General features: G+C 69.9%; 13 protein-coding genes and 1 pseudogene. 5 read left to right on the top strand and 9 right to left on the bottom strand.

Annotation, left to right across the window (positions count from 1 at the left end):
• Positions 1 to 201: 201 nt before the first annotated feature.
• From ADL25_RS39595 to ADL25_RS39585, 3 genes are all read right to left on the bottom strand, one after another.
• The gene (locus tag ADL25_RS39595) at positions 202 to 1,092 is read right to left on the bottom strand and encodes a S41 family peptidase (protein WP_059132776.1); all 891 of its coding nucleotides are present in this window, start codon (positions 1,090 to 1,092) and stop codon (positions 202 to 204) included.
• 557 nt (positions 1,093 to 1,649) lie between these two features.
• Entirely contained in the window at positions 1,650 to 2,468 is an 819-nt protein-coding gene (locus ADL25_RS39590) for an alpha/beta fold hydrolase (protein ID WP_059132775.1), read from the bottom strand.
• Positions 2,469 to 2,616: 148 nt separating this feature from the next.
• Positions 2,617 to 3,282 carry a DUF4097 family beta strand repeat-containing protein gene (locus tag ADL25_RS39585; protein WP_059132774.1) on the bottom strand — a complete coding sequence of 222 codons (666 nt, stop codon included), beginning with the start codon at positions 3,280 to 3,282 and terminating at the stop codon, positions 2,617 to 2,619.
• A gap of 254 nt (positions 3,283 to 3,536) precedes the next feature.
• Here ADL25_RS39585 and ADL25_RS52460 point away from each other — a divergent pair, with 254 nt between their 5' ends.
• Complete coding sequence (locus ADL25_RS52460) at positions 3,537 to 4,295, top strand: helix-turn-helix domain-containing protein (protein WP_059132773.1); 759 nt, start codon at positions 3,537 to 3,539, stop codon at positions 4,293 to 4,295.
• 49 nt (positions 4,296 to 4,344) lie between these two features.
• On the opposite strand, the pseudogene ADL25_RS39575 reads toward ADL25_RS52460, so the two are convergent.
• A pseudogene (locus ADL25_RS39575) lies at positions 4,345 to 4,740 on the bottom strand (NAD(P)H-dependent glycerol-3-phosphate dehydrogenase); the annotation flags it as partial.
• A gap of 4 nt (positions 4,741 to 4,744) precedes the next feature.
• On the opposite strand from ADL25_RS39575, the gene ADL25_RS39570 reads away from it, so the two are divergent.
• Complete coding sequence (locus tag ADL25_RS39570; RefSeq protein ID WP_059132790.1) at positions 4,745 to 5,332, top strand: Imm21 family immunity protein; 588 nt, start codon at positions 4,745 to 4,747, stop codon at positions 5,330 to 5,332.
• Between the two features lie 88 nt (positions 5,333 to 5,420).
• The gene (locus ADL25_RS39565) at positions 5,421 to 5,894 is read left to right on the top strand and encodes an NUDIX hydrolase (protein WP_059132772.1); all 474 of its coding nucleotides are present in this window, start codon (positions 5,421 to 5,423) and stop codon (positions 5,892 to 5,894) included.
• A 296-nt stretch (positions 5,895 to 6,190) separates the two neighbouring features.
• On the opposite strand, the gene ADL25_RS39560 is transcribed toward ADL25_RS39565, so the two are convergent.
• On the bottom strand, positions 6,191 to 6,529 hold the full coding sequence (locus ADL25_RS39560; protein WP_059132771.1) for a helix-turn-helix domain-containing protein: 339 nt from the start codon (positions 6,527 to 6,529) through the stop codon (positions 6,191 to 6,193).
• Between the two features lie 408 nt (positions 6,530 to 6,937).
• Here ADL25_RS39560 and ADL25_RS39555 point away from each other — a divergent pair, with 408 nt between their 5' ends.
• On the top strand, positions 6,938 to 7,516 hold the full coding sequence (locus ADL25_RS39555; RefSeq protein WP_059132770.1) for a maltokinase N-terminal cap-like domain-containing protein: 579 nt from the start codon (positions 6,938 to 6,940) through the stop codon (positions 7,514 to 7,516).
• An 879-nt stretch (positions 7,517 to 8,395) separates the two neighbouring features.
• On the opposite strand, the gene ADL25_RS39550 is transcribed toward ADL25_RS39555, so the two are convergent.
• Positions 8,396 to 8,959: an NADPH-dependent FMN reductase gene (locus ADL25_RS39550; protein WP_059132769.1), complete on the bottom strand. Its 564-nt coding sequence runs from the start codon at positions 8,957 to 8,959 to the stop codon at positions 8,396 to 8,398.
• 138 nt (positions 8,960 to 9,097) lie between these two features.
• Here ADL25_RS39550 and ADL25_RS39545 point away from each other — a divergent pair, with 138 nt between their 5' ends.
• Entirely contained in the window at positions 9,098 to 9,643 is a 546-nt protein-coding gene (locus ADL25_RS39545) for a MarR family winged helix-turn-helix transcriptional regulator (protein WP_059132768.1), read from the top strand.
• 340 nt (positions 9,644 to 9,983) lie between these two features.
• On the opposite strand, the gene ADL25_RS39540 is transcribed toward ADL25_RS39545, so the two are convergent.
• The 3 genes from ADL25_RS39540 to ADL25_RS39530 form a co-directional block, all read right to left on the bottom strand.
• Positions 9,984 to 10,928 carry a patatin-like phospholipase family protein gene (locus tag ADL25_RS39540; RefSeq protein ID WP_059132767.1) on the bottom strand — a complete coding sequence of 315 codons (945 nt, stop codon included), beginning with the start codon at positions 10,926 to 10,928 and terminating at the stop codon, positions 9,984 to 9,986.
• Positions 10,925 to 11,734: a thioesterase family protein gene (locus ADL25_RS39535; RefSeq protein ID WP_059132789.1), complete on the bottom strand. Its 810-nt coding sequence runs from the start codon at positions 11,732 to 11,734 to the stop codon at positions 10,925 to 10,927. The genes ADL25_RS39540 and ADL25_RS39535 overlap by 4 nt, the downstream gene beginning before the upstream one ends.
• 638 nt (positions 11,735 to 12,372) lie before the next feature.
• Positions 12,373 to 13,833 (bottom strand): PLP-dependent aminotransferase family protein, encoded by a 1,461-nt coding sequence (locus ADL25_RS39530; protein ID WP_059132766.1) that lies wholly within the window; start codon positions 13,831 to 13,833, stop codon positions 12,373 to 12,375.
• Positions 13,834 to 14,810 lie beyond the last annotated feature (977 nt).

Below are 14,810 nucleotides of genomic sequence, written 5' to 3'. Positions count from 1 at the left end.
GGGGGAGCACCCACATCGATACAGCGTTCATGGGTCTCACCTCCTCGGGCGGCGTCCGGTCAACCGCAAGCTACAAGCCCCGACATCACCGAGTCCAATCCTTAAAAGGGCGCGCAGACAGGCGGCCGCTCATGGCCGGCGTTGAAGACGTACATCCCAGCGGTGGGTGGTCCACGCGCTGTGCAAAGCGTCGAACGCTGCTCAGCCGATCCGCGTGCGCAGGTCCTCCAGCGCCGCCTTCAGCGCGTCCCCGGCCGCGATGGCCACATCGGGCTCGACTCCGACGCCTTCCCAGTTGGTGCCGGTGACCGGGTTGATCGAGCGGGCGGCGGGAACGGTCACGGCGACGTGCGGGGCGACCGGAATACGGTCCGTGGGATGGGCACCACCGCGGGTGGTCTGGCCGATCAAGGTGGCGCGCCCCAGCACCTTCAGGTTGTACGCCAGCTCCTCTCCGCCGGAGAAGGTGAGGTCGCTGGTCAGCACGGTGACCGGGCGGTCCAGGTAGCGCGGTGCGGCCAGGTGCCCGAGGGTCCAGTACTGGCGGGTCAAGCCAGTGGCCCGCTCGTAGATGTCGTTCAGGTGCACCCCGTCGTCAGCAAAGAAGTAGCTGCACCACAACTGTACGCCCTCCGGTGAGCCACCCCGACACTGCCGCAGGTCGATGACCAATGCCTCGGTGGAAGCGAGCAGTTGCATGGCGGCAGCGATCGCGGGGCCACCCAGATCGGCGGGGGCGATCATGCGCAGGTCGAGGTAGCCGATGTTGTCGTCGAGTTGCTCCACCCGCCGGATGCCGTAGTTGCTCTCGCGGGTGTACTGCGCGAAACGGGCGCGGGCAACGTCCTCCGGCTCCTCGTCCATCGACTGCGGCTCCTCGGTCCACAACAGCCGCAAATGCTTGTCCGGACAGACATTCTGGAGGTCGTCCGTGACGCGCTCGCACAGCTCCCGCACGTCCAGGTTCTGATATGCACCTTCGGCCAGCCGACGCCGGATCGCCGCGTCGATGGCAGCCGTCTGTTCGGGGAAGACATAACCGGTGGTGATCCGGGCCAGCGCGGCGTCAAGTATCTCGTGATGAGTCGTCATGCGCGCGATGGTAGGTCCGGGTCGAACGCGTGCCCAACGGATTTACGGCCGCTTCTTCACGTGCTCCCGCTCACCGGCTCCCCCGGCGATGCGGCTCCTCAGCACCGGACGCTGTGCGATGGCCCGGTGGAGACCGCCCCCCTCATCCGGACCGCCTACCTGCGCAACCTCTTGTCCCCCACCACGTGATCACGACTGCCTGCGGACCCGGGCGGTGGGAGGGCGGATCCGGCGCGGCAGCCCGGCCCCGGTCACGGTTCCGGTCGGCGCCCATCGAGCGTGAGCGGCCGCGCGTGGCCCACGAACCAGGCGACCCGCCGCCCCGCGGCCGCTGTGCACCACGGGCCGGAGACGACCACAGGCAGGAGACGACCGGGGGCCGAAGATGACCGTGGGGCGGAGTTGGCCTTGGGGCGGAGAGAGGAGACGGTGCCATGCGGCCTTCCGCACAACCGGTGCTCCAACTTCCCGCCCCGGCACCGCGCGTAGGCTGCATAACGTGGCCGCACCAGGGGCATGCGGTGTGCGGGTGTCCCGCGGGCCCGCCCATGGTGTCCTCAGCCCTGCCCGTGGTGGTCGACGGCGGCGATCTCGCGGACGGCGCCGGCGACGGCGCCGTAGTCCTTCTTCAGGATCGCGCCGTGGTTGCTGGTGACCTTCGCGCCGATGCGGATGTTCGGGTTGCGGGCGGTCACCGTATCGAGGCTGGTGCGGATGAGTTCCTGCTCGTCACCGCGACTGCCGAAGGATGTGCCCGAGGCGACCACGTAACGCACGGGGACGGTGATGTCGTCCAGGACCGGACCCAGTTCGTGTGCGCGGGAGAGCCTGCCGAGCTCGATGTTGCTGTGCGCCTGCTGCGCGGCGCTCATCCGCGGGGCCAGGCCGGTCGGGCGCAGCAGTGGCAGGAACCAGCCCATCCGCCGGAACAGGGTGGTGATCCGCTGTTCCATGGCCTCGTCCAGCCAGTCGTAGGGGAACGCGCCGTCGACCAGGACGGTGCCCAGGCAGCGATGCGGGTTGCGGGCGGCCCAGTGCGCGGCGACGACCGCGCCGTAGGACCAGCCCACCACCAGGGCACGTTCCACGCCTCTGGCTGCCAGAACGGCGTCGACGTCCCGCACGGCCGCTTCGAAGGAGTAGTCGGCCGACCGCTTCGATCGGCCGCGGGCCCGCTCGTCGTAGGTGATGTGCCGCCATGGCGTGCCCAGTTCGGCGACGACCCGCCGCCAGTAGCCCTGGGTGGCGAACTGGCCGTTGAGGTAGACCACGGCCGTGCCCGGGCCGCCGGTGTCGGTGACGGCCAGCGCCGTGTCCTCGACCGGCACCATGCCGGTCCACGGTGAACCGGCTCCAGCAGTGTGGTTCTTCGTCATGTGGTCCCCCTCTTGGGTCGGATGAGGCATCGTGTGCGGCGGGTGCGGGCCCTGTGGCGCGGATCGCACGGCCCCCGCCAGGGCGGGGGCGGGGTGGTTGTCGGTGACGGCCCGACGGATCCCGCCCTGGGGCGGGATCCGCTCGTGTTCACAGGCTGCGGGCGGTGATGTCGCCGTGGGAGGTGGTGGCGTGGATGTCGAGCCCGGCGGTGCCGTCGTTCTTGAGGGCGTTGCTGATACGGCCGAGACCCGTGTGGGCGTCAAGGGCGGCCGAGACGCCGGCGGCGGCGCCGAGAGTGATGTCGCCCGACTGGGTGCGCAGTTCGACCGTGCCGCGCACGGCCTCGGTGATCCGGATGTCGCCGCGGGCGGTGCTGATCGTGGCGGGGCCGCCCAGCCGGCCGATCTCGACGTCGCCGTCGACCGCGGTGAGGCGGACGCTCGCCGCCTCGTCGATCTTGATGTGGCGGTAGGCGCCGTCGAAGACGACATCGCCGAGACGGCCGACGCCGCGCAGCTCGGCGCTTGCGGCCTTGGCCTCGATACGGGAGCCGGCGGGCAGTTGGACGGTGACCTCCAGCGAGCCGGACGGGCCCACAAGCCTGTTCGCCTCCTTGAGGGTGTGGATCCGCAGGACGCCGTCGGCGTACTCGACGCGGGTCTGCTCGGCGCTGCGCACGTCGCGGCCCTTGGCGGGGTCGGCGGGCCGGACCTCGACGACGGTGTCGGCGCGGTCGGCGGCGATGAACTGGATACGTCCGGCCGCAACCTCGAGGACGGCGGAGATCGGGGCGGGGCTGGCGAACGTCTGCATGATGCTCTCCCATACACACTCACTGTTTCCGACTCCAGAAACGCTACGTTGCTTTCCATGCCTTGGCAACGCACTCGTTGCACAGAAACAGTATTCACGCAGGTGAGTGATGAGAAAGTGTTGCAACGGGCTTGCCGATAACGCAACGATCCTGTTGCCGATCATTGCAATGGGTGGAGAGTGAACGCTATAGTGGCGGAGGCCGGGAACCACCGGGCAAGGACCCTCACGCGCGCACCATCAGGGAGATCACGATGCCGGGAGGCAGGCTCACCCAGCAGGAACGCCAGCAGATCGCGCTGGGGCTGGCCGACAGCCTCCCCTACGCCGAGATCGCCCGGCGCCTTCAGCGTCCGACCTCAACGATCACCCGCGAGGTGATGCGCAACGGCGGCCCCGCCGCATACCGCGCCGACCTGGCCCACCGCGCCACCGAACGCCGCGCCCACCGCCGCCTGCCCGCCTCCTCCCGCACACCCCATACGGCCCCCCAGGTCGACGGACGCGACGCCACCGCCGTGGCCGAGTACGAAGAGACCCTCACCACCGTCCTCATGGCCTCCGGCCTGACCAAGATGACGGCCCGGGTGCTGACCTGCCTGTTCACCACCGACGCGGGCAGCCTCACCGCGTCCCAACTCGCCGAACGCCTGAAGGTCAGCCCGGCGTCCATCTCCAAGGCCATCGCTTTCCTGGAGAGCCAGAGCCTGGTGCGCCGCGAACGCGACGAACGCCGCCGCGACCGCTACATCGTCGACGACGAACTCTTCTACCAGGCGACCATCGCCAGCGCCCGCTCCAACGACCAACTCGTCGAAACCGCACGCCAGGGCGTCACCGTCCTCGGCCCCCACACCCCCGCCGCCACCCGCCTGGAAAACATCGCCCGCTTCCTCGACTTCATCAGCGAAAGCATCACCCGCGCCGCCGAACAAGCCCGCGAAGTCCTCCACACCAAACCCGCCACCACCGCGCCCACCGACACCACACCGCCCCACCCCGACCACCCATGAACAACCCCACCCCCACGGCCGGCGCGGTGGGCGCGGGCGAAGGGGCGGGTCAGCGTTCGGGTTTGGGGGGCCGCTGCATGAGAACGGCGGTGGCCTCCTCAAGGCTGATCTTCTCGTTCAGCAGCGCGACGACGATGCGTGTGATCGGCATCTCCACGCCGTGCGCGTGGGCCAGGTCAAGGACGGCTTCGGCGCTGCGCACGCCCTCGGTGGTCCGGTGGGTGGCGGCCGCCGCCTGCTCCACGCTCAAGCCGCGACCGAGGTGTGCGCCGAAGGCGTAGTTGCGGGAGAGCGGCGACGAGCACGTCGCCACGAGGTCGCCCAGACCTGCAAGGCCGGCGAGGGTGGCCGCATCGGCGCCCATCGCGACCGCGAGGCGGGTGGTCTCCGCCAGGCCCCGGGTGATCAGCACCGCCGTCGCGTTGGCGCCGACCCCCATGCCTGACGGCATGAGCGCTTCTTCGCCCAACGCAGCCGGTGCGTCGGCTGCCTCCTCCGTCTGGGTGCAGTCGATGGGCGGACCGTTGATCGTCGTCCCCGTCTCCGCGCTGGCCGCATGGCGCGGGTGCACACCGGCCGGGATCATGGCAGGAGACGCCACCGCACCGGACGACTACGACCGGGCCTGCGCGGTGGACGGTCCGGCCGGTGTGATCAGCGTCGGCGGGAGCGGTGCGCAGGCACTGGTCCTCGCGGACGAGCCGGCCACCAGCTGCTACCTGCCCGGGCACCGGGCCTTCCTGCGGTGGCTCGCCGCCGACTCCGAGAGCGGACTGAAGGCCGCAGCAGAGACCGTCCTCGTAGATCCCGCCACCCGGTGGCAGGAGTGCGGCACATGGGACCTCAACGGCCCGGCCGTCCTCATGGACTCCGCCGACGCAGGCTCCGAACTGAACATCGCCTACCCCGGCGGCGGCTGTCCCGCCCAGGCCCCGGTCCCGCTGCCCGCCGGCCACTACACGATCCGAGCCACCCACACCGAGGCGGACGACGGCAACTGGGTCGGCCTGGTACAGATCCTGCCCACCGATTCCTGATACCGCCTGCCAACGGCTCGTCTCACGGGGGCTGTTCCGCCGTGGCTTCGCCGCTGATGCGCCTTGGACATCGAGCTAGGGTTCGAGGATGAGTTTTCGGCTGGCGGCGTACGCCGTGTGCCTCGAAGGCGGGCGAGTACTGCTCGCCCGTCACGTGCCGCCGAAGGGCGAGAGCAACTGGACCCTTCCGGGTGGCAGGGTCGAGCATGCGGAGGATCCGTTCGACGCCGTGATCCGGGAGGTGGCCGAGGAGACCGGCTGCGACGCGGTGGTGGAACGCCTGCTGGGCGTGGACTCCCGGGTCATCCCCGCGGCCGAACGTGCCGTCCCCGGCGGACCGGAGCATCACAATGTCGGCGTCTTTTACCAGGTTCGTATCACCGACGGCCGGCTTCGGCCGGAGCCGAACGGTGAGATCGCCGAGTTGGTCTGGACTCCGATTCCCCATGTCGCGGGCCTGCGCCGGTCGTCGCTGGTCGACATCGGCCTCGCCCTGGCTCAGACGCTTCCGGCGACCGGCCACGTCGCCGCCGTCCCGGTCGGCGGCCTGATCCAGCACTGAGGCGCCATCAACGTCCGAACCGGCTTTCCCGCAGGCGGCGCCGTTACCCGGTGGATCGGCCGGCAGGCCCGCGATGTGCCCGCGCTCACCCCTGCCGAGGCGGCGGAACCAGCCGATCGAAGTGGGCCGGATCACCTTGCCGTAGGGGCGTGCATCACACCGATACACGCCCCGCTTCCACCCCGGAGGTGGAGTTCCACCCCGGCAGTGCAGCCGCAGCCACTCCGTGCTCCGGCGCCTCAACATGTGCTGGCACACATCCGCCGGCGCACGTGTACGTGGGGGTCGGTGGCGGGTTACTGGCTTTCCAGTCGGAGCAGTTGGTCGATGCCGTCGCGGACTGAGGAGAGCTGACGAAGGAGCGGAGCGAGCCGGGCCCGGTCATCGGCCGGTAACGGCGCCGGCGCGCTGTCGCCCTCCAGCGCTCGGGCCAGGGCCTCGGCCGGGTCGAGGCCGAGCGCGTGGCAGGCGGCGATGAGGGTGTGGACCTGGATACGCTGACGGCCGGCTTCCAGATTGGCGATGGAACCGCGGGTGAGTTTCACCGCCCGGGCGAGATCCTCCTGGGCGATGCCGCGGGATTGGCGGACGGTGCGAAGGTGGGCGCCGAGCCGGCGGTAGAGATCGTCGGTCACAACATGCTCCGTGCTGCGCGGGCGAGAACGCGTTTCGCGTCCTCGCACTGGTGGGGGGACTTACGGATTCATGCCATCCAAGCGGCAGTTGACGCCGCCGGTGACGAAGGCACTCTTCCAGATACGACCGGAACAACCAGCGTGTTCAGCCCACCGGACGAAGACATCAGGCCGCACCAGGGCTTTGCGGCAGCGAGGCCGCACCGCCCCCGGGACACAGAACGCGCTGCGGCAGGCCCATGTTGTTCCTGCGGGTCGGGTACGTGACTGTCACAGGACACGAGGACAACGGGCACGGTCTGCGAGGCTACTCGCTGCCGCTCGGGAGGCGGGAAGCCCGGCCGTGCCCTATAGGTTCGGTCACATCCCGTCGGAGAACGGGCCGGACCTACGCGTGAGGGAGTTCGCATGGCCGCGATCCATCGCACCACAATGACGCCTACCAAGCTGGAGTTGCTCACCGGCTGGCTGTCGAAGCAGAGCTGGTACGTGGGCGACGCACAAGCGCCGGAACTGGTCAAGGCCGGCGGGTTCCGTCTGGACGACCCGAAAGGCGCGGTCGGGATCGAGTTCATGATCGTAGCGGACACCACCGCCCAGGGGCCGGTGGCGTATCTGGTGCCGATGGGCTACCGCGGTGCGGCACTGGAGGACGCCCCCGGCGAGGCGTTGATCGGCACGTCCGAGCACGGGGTGCTCGGCACCCGGTGGATCTACGACGGCGTCCACGACCCGGTGGTCATGGCCCAGTTGCGAGCGCTCCTGCGCGGCGAGGCGAGGCCGCAGCACCAGAGCAAGAGCGATACCCCTGACCCCACCGTCACTGTGCACAGAACCGGCTCCGAGGCCGGGCCCGACGTTCACATCAACCGCGTCCTGCGGCCGACAGGGGCCGCGCAGAGCTCGTCCACACACCTCGTCGCCGGGTGGACCTGGCCAGACGGAACGGCTGCGCGGGGCGTACTCGCGGCTGTCGCGCTGCGGTAAGAGATCGCACGCAGACAGCAGGCATGCGGTCATGGCCGGCGGTTCAGGCGTCGTCCCAGCGGGTGGGTTGTCCAGGACCGCCGGATCAGGCTGCGTACGGTGATGAGGTGTCAACGAGGCCGTCAGGCGGAGCAGTTCGGCCACACCATGACCTTCGGCCACTCGGCAAAGCCGCAACGGGCCCCCGGCATCCCGATTTCAGGCCCATCCCCACCCCACACAGGACACAGGGCCCCTTGAAGGCCGTTCGAGGGCCGCGACCCGGCACATCGGCACACCGGTGCAAACACTCGGCGGCCGCCCAGATGAAGACACCGGCTCCCGGTGGACACGGGACGCGCAGGAACATAGGCGGGCGCCCACGACGGCGGCGGCCCAGCACCGCGGACGGGGCGGGAGCCTTGGGACTCCGTCTGTTCCTTCCGCATCGCCCCGCTGCGAGGGCAGAAGACCTCGGCCGCAGCTGTTCGCACCGAAGAGAGGACCAGTCAGCGGTCTGCCTGGACGTTCACGGCAGTGACGGTGTGCGCGTGCCGTTCCAAACTGCCGGTGCAGTCGACTCGCGCGGCACGCCGGGCATCTGAGCTGAACGTCACGGTGCACGCGACCGGCGTCCGGACGCCGTGGGCCGTTCGGCTCCCGCACACCGTGGGCATCGCACCGGGGCGCCCGTGACGGTGACGCCCCGGGTGACCGCCTGTCCCGCGCGAGCGGAACGGGCCGAAGTCCGCAACGGGGCCCGGGGGCGCCGGTGCCCCGGTGCGGACTTCGGCCGCAAAACCGGCCGAACCCGCCACCGGCGCGGCATTCGGCGTTCAGCGTTCTCCTAGGTCTACGGCGAGGGAAGTCCTTCGGCCCGCCTTCCGGCGGGCAGGAGCGTCAGGCCCGGACCGTCTTAAGGGCGCGGGCCCAGGACTCCAGCTGCTCGAACAGGGTGGTCGCGGCGGCGTCGTGCTGCTCGGCCGGCTTGAAGACGGAGAAGTTCTCGAAGTCGGTGAACAGCGAGAAGGACAGCTGCTGACGCACGTGGGCGATCTGCAGTTCGCTGGCCACGCCCCGCAGGTGCTCGATGGCCCGGGCGCCGCCGAGAGAACCGTAGGAGACGAAGGCGGCGGCCTTGTTGTTCCACTCGCCGTACAGGTAGTCGATTGCGTTCTTCAGTACGCCGGAGGTGGAGTGGTTGTACTCGGGGGTCACGAAGATGTACCCGTCGAACTCGGCGATCTTGGCCGCCCACGCCTGGGTGTGCTCACCCTGGTACTGGCCCATGGCCGGCGGGATGGCCTCGTCCAGGTGGGGCAGCGGGTAGTCGGCGAGATCGACCAGCTCGTACTCGACGCCGGCGCGGGCGCCGGAGCGGTCCACCACCCAGTCCGCGACAGCCTTGCCGTTGCGGCCGGGCCGGGTGCTGCCGAGGATGACGGCGATCTTCAGGTCACTCATGTGGTTTTCTCCTTGACGGGCCGCCGACGCGAGGCCGACCCCTTCACTTGAACATTCATGTCACACCCTAGGGCGCGACTCATGAAGATTCAAGCGTCGCTCTGACGTGTGAACGTTCATGCCGGATAGACTCCGGGCATGCCCGAACAGCCCCGGCCGTCGCACGGTCAGCCCCGCTGGCTGACTCCGGCAGAACTGGAGACGTGGCAGCAGTTCTCCCTGATGCTGCACCGACTGCCCACCGCCCTGGGAGCGCAGCTGCAGCAGGACGCAGACCTCAGTTTCATCGAGTACTACGTCCTTGCCGGACTGTCGGACCAGCCGGGACACCGTATGCGCATGAGCGAACTGGCCGTCCTGGCCAATTCCGAGCAGTCACGTCTCTCGCACATGATCAGCAGGCTGGAACGCCGGGGTTTCGTCCGCCGCGAGGCCGACCCCCTCAACGGCCGGTACACCCAAGCGATCCTGACCGACGCCGGCCACGCCCACCTCGTCGAAGCCGCCCCCGGGCACGTGGCCCGGGTACGCGACCTCGTCTTCGATGCTCTCGACCCCACCGAACTCACCCTCCTGCGCACTGCCGCCGAGAAGATCAGCAAGCGGATCGACCGCCATGAGCAGCAGGCCTGCCACCCCAAGGACACCGCCCCTCAGCCCTCGCAGCGGGGGGCCACGCCCTGACGGACCCGGTGCGAGACGCAGGGCCGAAAATGCGCAGAGCATCCGCTCCGGCCCCCGGCGAGATCAAGGAGACCGCCGCCGAGGGTCTTCATCCGAACAAGGCGAGTACGCACCCGCCCCGGCGCCGCCGAGCCGGTTGACCCAGGACGACGACGCCGGTCCCGGGCGTCCGCGGATGCTGTGCGTGTCCTGCTCGCTCAGCCCGCAGGACACGCACAACAGTGCCCCACGGCGAGAGCCCCACGAGTGTCCGAAAGCCCCGTGGACGGGCCCACCAGTGGTAGGGCGAGACGGTGGGTTGCCCGGGCGCGCGTCGCGGCGCAACTGCGGATGCGCTGGTTCAGCCCACGGCCAAGGGCTCTTCGCTGCAGCCCGTCAGCATGTCCAACGCGGTCTGGCGGCCTGTGTCGACGGCTGCGCGAAGCGGGCCCGGACGTCGCTCGGTGTGGCCGATCGGCGCGCTGCCGAGAGGCGGACGGATCTGCAAGGCCGCCGGGTGCGAGGCAAGGAGCCGCTCTTCCTCCGCTCTGATGGCCTCGCGTCGTAGCCATGGCAGGAGGGCTCCTGGTGCGCGGCGGGCGAACCAGCGCGACATCACCAGACGTTGGCCGAGGGGCGGAGCTGACGTGGCCTCGTCCGTACGTCGCGTGCGAAGGGCGACGATGTGGGTGGCCCGCTGGGCGAGTGCTGTCGCCACGGGTACCGCCTCACTCACGCCGGCGTCGACGAAAGATCGCCCGTTGATCTCGATGGGTTCGCCTGCGAGGAGAGGCATGGCGGCCGACGCGCGGAGTGCGGCCTGCAAGCTGGCCTGGTCGTGGATCTGCTCGTACAGATCGGTGGCCTCGCCGGTGAGGGCGTCCGTGGCCATCGGGTGGAACTCGACGGTGCTGTCGAGGATCTCCTGGAATCCCATCGGCATGATCTCGGTGTACACGGTGTGGACCAGGAAACGGGTGTCCACGACGGGCCGGCGGCGCAGGGCGCGCCGTGGATCGATGGTCGCCTTCATGATCATCGGAGTCCACCATGCGTGCATGTTGCGTTCGGCGCGACCGCACAGCAGCCACGCCGCGTTCAGCGCTCCCGCGGAACTGCCGTAGACGGCATCGAAGAGGGGCAGGATCCCGAGTTGCTCTATGGCGATCGCCATGCCGTAGGAGTAGGCGCCACGGGAGCTTCCGCCTTCGACCAGGAGGACCATGCGCGCTTCGTCGCGACGATGTCCGGGGGTGCTTCCCTGTCGCTTGCGCTCGCGCAGCAGCTCAAGGACTGCTTCGGTCATCGTCGACTGCCTTCCAGCGGGCGGACGGTGAGGATCTGCTGGGCGTGGCCGACTGGGCCGGCGGCGTCGTGCAGAACGGCGCTGGTAAGGCCATGACCGGCAGGGCCGAAGCTGACGGTGGTGTCCAGTCCGGTCCAGTGGCCTTCGGGCCGGCGGTGGAAGTGGAGAGTCATGTCCATGTTGGGGTATATCCACTTCGTGGGGGGCTGCTGCACGGCCATGCCGTTGACGACGTCCACGCGGGCGATGAACGACGCGAGTGTGCTGCTCGGTTCGCCGGCGACGAGGCCGACATCGCTGCTGACCCACGCGGCGGCACGGCCTTTCCGGCCGGATTCCTGCCGGCGGACGTGAAGCGAGCGGGCGTAACCGCAATCCCACAGGTCGCTCATGGGCCAGGGAGCGAAGGCCTCGGGCGGGGCGAGCCGCTCGAAGGGCGTGTCCGCCACCGCCGCGGTGTCCAGAGCCGTGAGAAGCCAAGCACGGGACCTGATCACCGGACGGCCCGTTATGGCGACGACGGCCTCGAGCAGTTCAACCGTCCGGCCGGGGCGGATGGTCTCCACAGTGATCTCGCACTCGTCAAGGGCGAGGAAACCGAGGATGTCGTAGCTGATCCGAGCCAGGACCAGGCCGTTGGCGGGGCCGGCAGCACGACGTCGATCGAACGCGTGGACGATGAGGCCGGCCAGGGGGCCGAAGTGGTGCTCATCCGCGTTCCAGGCGCCCCCTGCATGAGCACTGGGTTTGTAGCAACGCTCGCCTGTGCGCTGGTAGTAGCTCTCCTCAGGAACGGCAGTCGGGATCAACGGGTGTTCTCCTCAGATGCAGTACAGGGGGCGAGCGGAGATGAACGGGCTCGCCACATCGGGACCGGGACCGAAGGGCCGGTAGCAACAGCACGGCTGCCTGCACCCCGGAAAAAAGGGGGCCGCCGGTCACGCCCTCCGCAGCGCAGCCGAAGAGCACACGGGAGGCGTGGTCCATCGGCCGGCAGCGCCGCGAGAGACGATCAACCGGCGTTCGAGAAAGTGAACCTACTTGCGGGTAACCGCGCCTCATCAGTGTCAGCCCCAGAACCGCTACTGTCAAATGTCGTAATTTGAGTAGCGCTATCGAAAATTTCGAATAGCGATAGCGGCATACGTGAGGCGCGCCCATGGCGCTCGTCGGCCGGCACCGCAGGCGATGGGGGCCACACGGCGAAAGGATGTGGGACAGCAATTCCCACGATGACCGCCTCGCGCCGCGCCCGGGCACCGGGCTCGCGGCGGGTCGGCATTGGCGGTGCGCTGCACCGCAAGGGGCACTGGTGCAGGCGGGCGTATGTCCGCCTGCACCATGAGCGAACAGCGGGGCGCATCCCGTCTCCCCTGCCGGACCGCAGCCGGGCCTGCGCCCCGAGCCAAGTGCCGGATGTCGCGTCGGCAACGGCCGAAACCGGTCAGATACCGGTCTCGATGCCGGAGTCGGCGCATACGGCGGCGATGCGGTGAATGCCCTCGTTGATCTCCTCGGTGCCGGCGACGTCGGCGAAGCTGAGCCGGATGTAGGGGGCTGGTGCCTCGGCGGCGAAGTACGGGCGGCCGGGGGACACCGCAACGTCGGCGCGGAGGAGGGCGGTGGTGAGAGCGGTCTCATCAGTCCCGTCCGGCAGGCGAAGCCACAGATGGTAGCCGCCCGCGGGAGCGCGGACGGTGGCAGCGATGCCGGGCAGGTAATGGTGCAGCGCGGCGAGCATGGCCTCACGGCGCTCCCGAAGGGATGACGTGATGGCGCGCAGGTGACGCGGCCAGGCGGGGGTGCCGACGAGTTCGAGGGCGGTCTCCTGCAGGGGTCGCGGTACGAAGAAACTGTCGACCGCCTGGAGGGCGCGCAGTCGCTCCATCACCGGTCCGCGGGCGACGAGCGCGCCGACCCGGAGGTTGGGAGAGGTCGGTTTGGTCAGAGAGCTGACGTGGACGACGGCACCGTAGGCGTCGTCCGCCACGAGGGGCGGTGGAAGTTGGCCGCCGTGACCGAGACGGCGCGCGAAGTCGTCCTCAACAACGAAAGCGCCTGCGGCGTGCGCGATCTCGGTGATGCGGCGGCGGCGGTCGGAGGCAAGTACCGCGCCGGTGGGGTTGTGGAAGAGCGGCTGGCAGTAGAAGACGCGGGCGCCAGTGGCGGCGAAGGCGTCCTCCAGGAGGTTGACGCGCACGCCGTCGTCGTCCATGGGCACCGGCACGGGGCGTAGCCCAACGGCCCGAGCGGCGGCCAGCATGCCCGGGTAGGTGGGCGACTCCACGAGTACTGGGGAGCCCGGCGGAGCAAGCGCCTGCAGAGCGGTGGTCAGTGCCGCCTGCCCGCCTCCGGCGATGAGCACCTGTGCGGGGATGATGCCTCCGCTGGGTCCGCCCACTTCCCGGGCGAACCAGGAGCGCAGCGCGGTCAGTCCCTCCAGAGGCGGCCGCTCCCACGCGCCAGGGCGGCGGGCGGCCCGGGCGAAGGCTGCACCCAGCGCCTGCTGGGGCTGAAGCGATGAGTGCAGGTAGCCGCCATTGAAGGCGATCACGCCTGGAGGAGGACGCATCAGGGCGGCGAACACGCAGGAGGCGTCGACGATCCGTGGCGCGGGCTCAACGCGGTGCTGGTCCTCGGCCGTGAGCGCGATCTGCTGCCAGGACGTGTCGATGGCCCTGGTGTCGATGACGCTGCGGTGCGCACGGTAGGCGCCGGCCCCGGGCCGGGTGATCACCAGTCCTTCGGCGGCGAGCGCGGCCAGCGCCCGCGAGACGGTGACCGGGCTGACCGCGAAGCGATCGACCAGAGCCCTGCTGGAGGGCAGCTTCTCTCCCGGGGAGTAGCGCTCGAGCTCCTGCCGCAAGATTGCAACGATGTTCTCGGAGCTGCTACTTCTCTTCACGACAAGCAAGGATAACGCTTCTGCCTGGACAAGGCCGGAAGGGAAGGGTAGACGCTGTGCGGGCGCTGGGCCGGCCGGCGCAGCGGAGCCGCTGAAGCGGTGGGCCGCAAAGGTGAGGACGCCGACCCGGCGCGGGCAATCCGCCGGATGGTGGCTTGCGGGCACGGCCGGTCGGCAAACCCCCGGCGGGTCCGCTCGCGGATCAACCAGGGCTCGCATGTGTGCGTGCAGACCGGTGCGCCGGCGCCGGATCGCACCCTCTCCCAGCCACCGGGCTCCTGAACGACGGCACCCGGAGTGCGGGCGCCCTGGGCGGTGACGCGCGGTCCGTCATACGCTGATGCCCTCCGTGCGAGGAGTTGAGGCAGGCGGCGCAGCGGCCGGTCCGTCGGACTGGACGCGCCGGGACGCGGGCCCAGCGCCAGAGCGGCACATCGGCCCGGGTCAGGTAGGCCGCGTAAAGCGGCACAGTGAAGCTCGGCTGGTGATGCGGCGCAGCTGCCCGGGACTCCAATCGATGTCCCAGATGGCAGTCACCATCCGGCCCTGGTCCGGTCAAGCGGGCCCCGCCGAGCGCAGTCAGGATGCTGGATGCCCATCGACACCGGCAGCCGGACGCCCCCGACGGCTCCCCCGGTGCCGTGTGACGGACAGGGCTCCACCCGCTCCCGGACGGTGTCCCCATAGTGTCGTGTCCGCGCCTGCGCGTCACGGACACCTGGGCTCCGTGAATCGCCGCCGCCCCGAGGGACCCACCCGGTACGGACACCCGAGCGGCCGCCCGGACAGACACTGGCTCCCGCTGGACATGCGGGCGCCCGGAGCGCACGCGGGCGCGCACGACGGAGGTGCCCGAGCCGCGGCCCACGCCAACAGGACGCCGGGCTGACTCCGGTCGGCCACCGCGCCCCAGGGGTGCGGGCTCGTGCAGAACTGCCCGGGGGCGGGGCCGTTAGACTCATTGACAAGCGGCCGGT

This window comes from Streptomyces sp. NRRL F-5122 (assembly GCF_001507435.1).
GTDB classification, from domain to species: domain Bacteria; phylum Actinomycetota; class Actinomycetes; order Streptomycetales; family Streptomycetaceae; genus Streptomyces; species Streptomyces lannensis.
The sequence above is the reverse complement of the archived record's forward strand: the minus strand, read 5'-3'. Positions and strand labels throughout refer to the sequence as shown.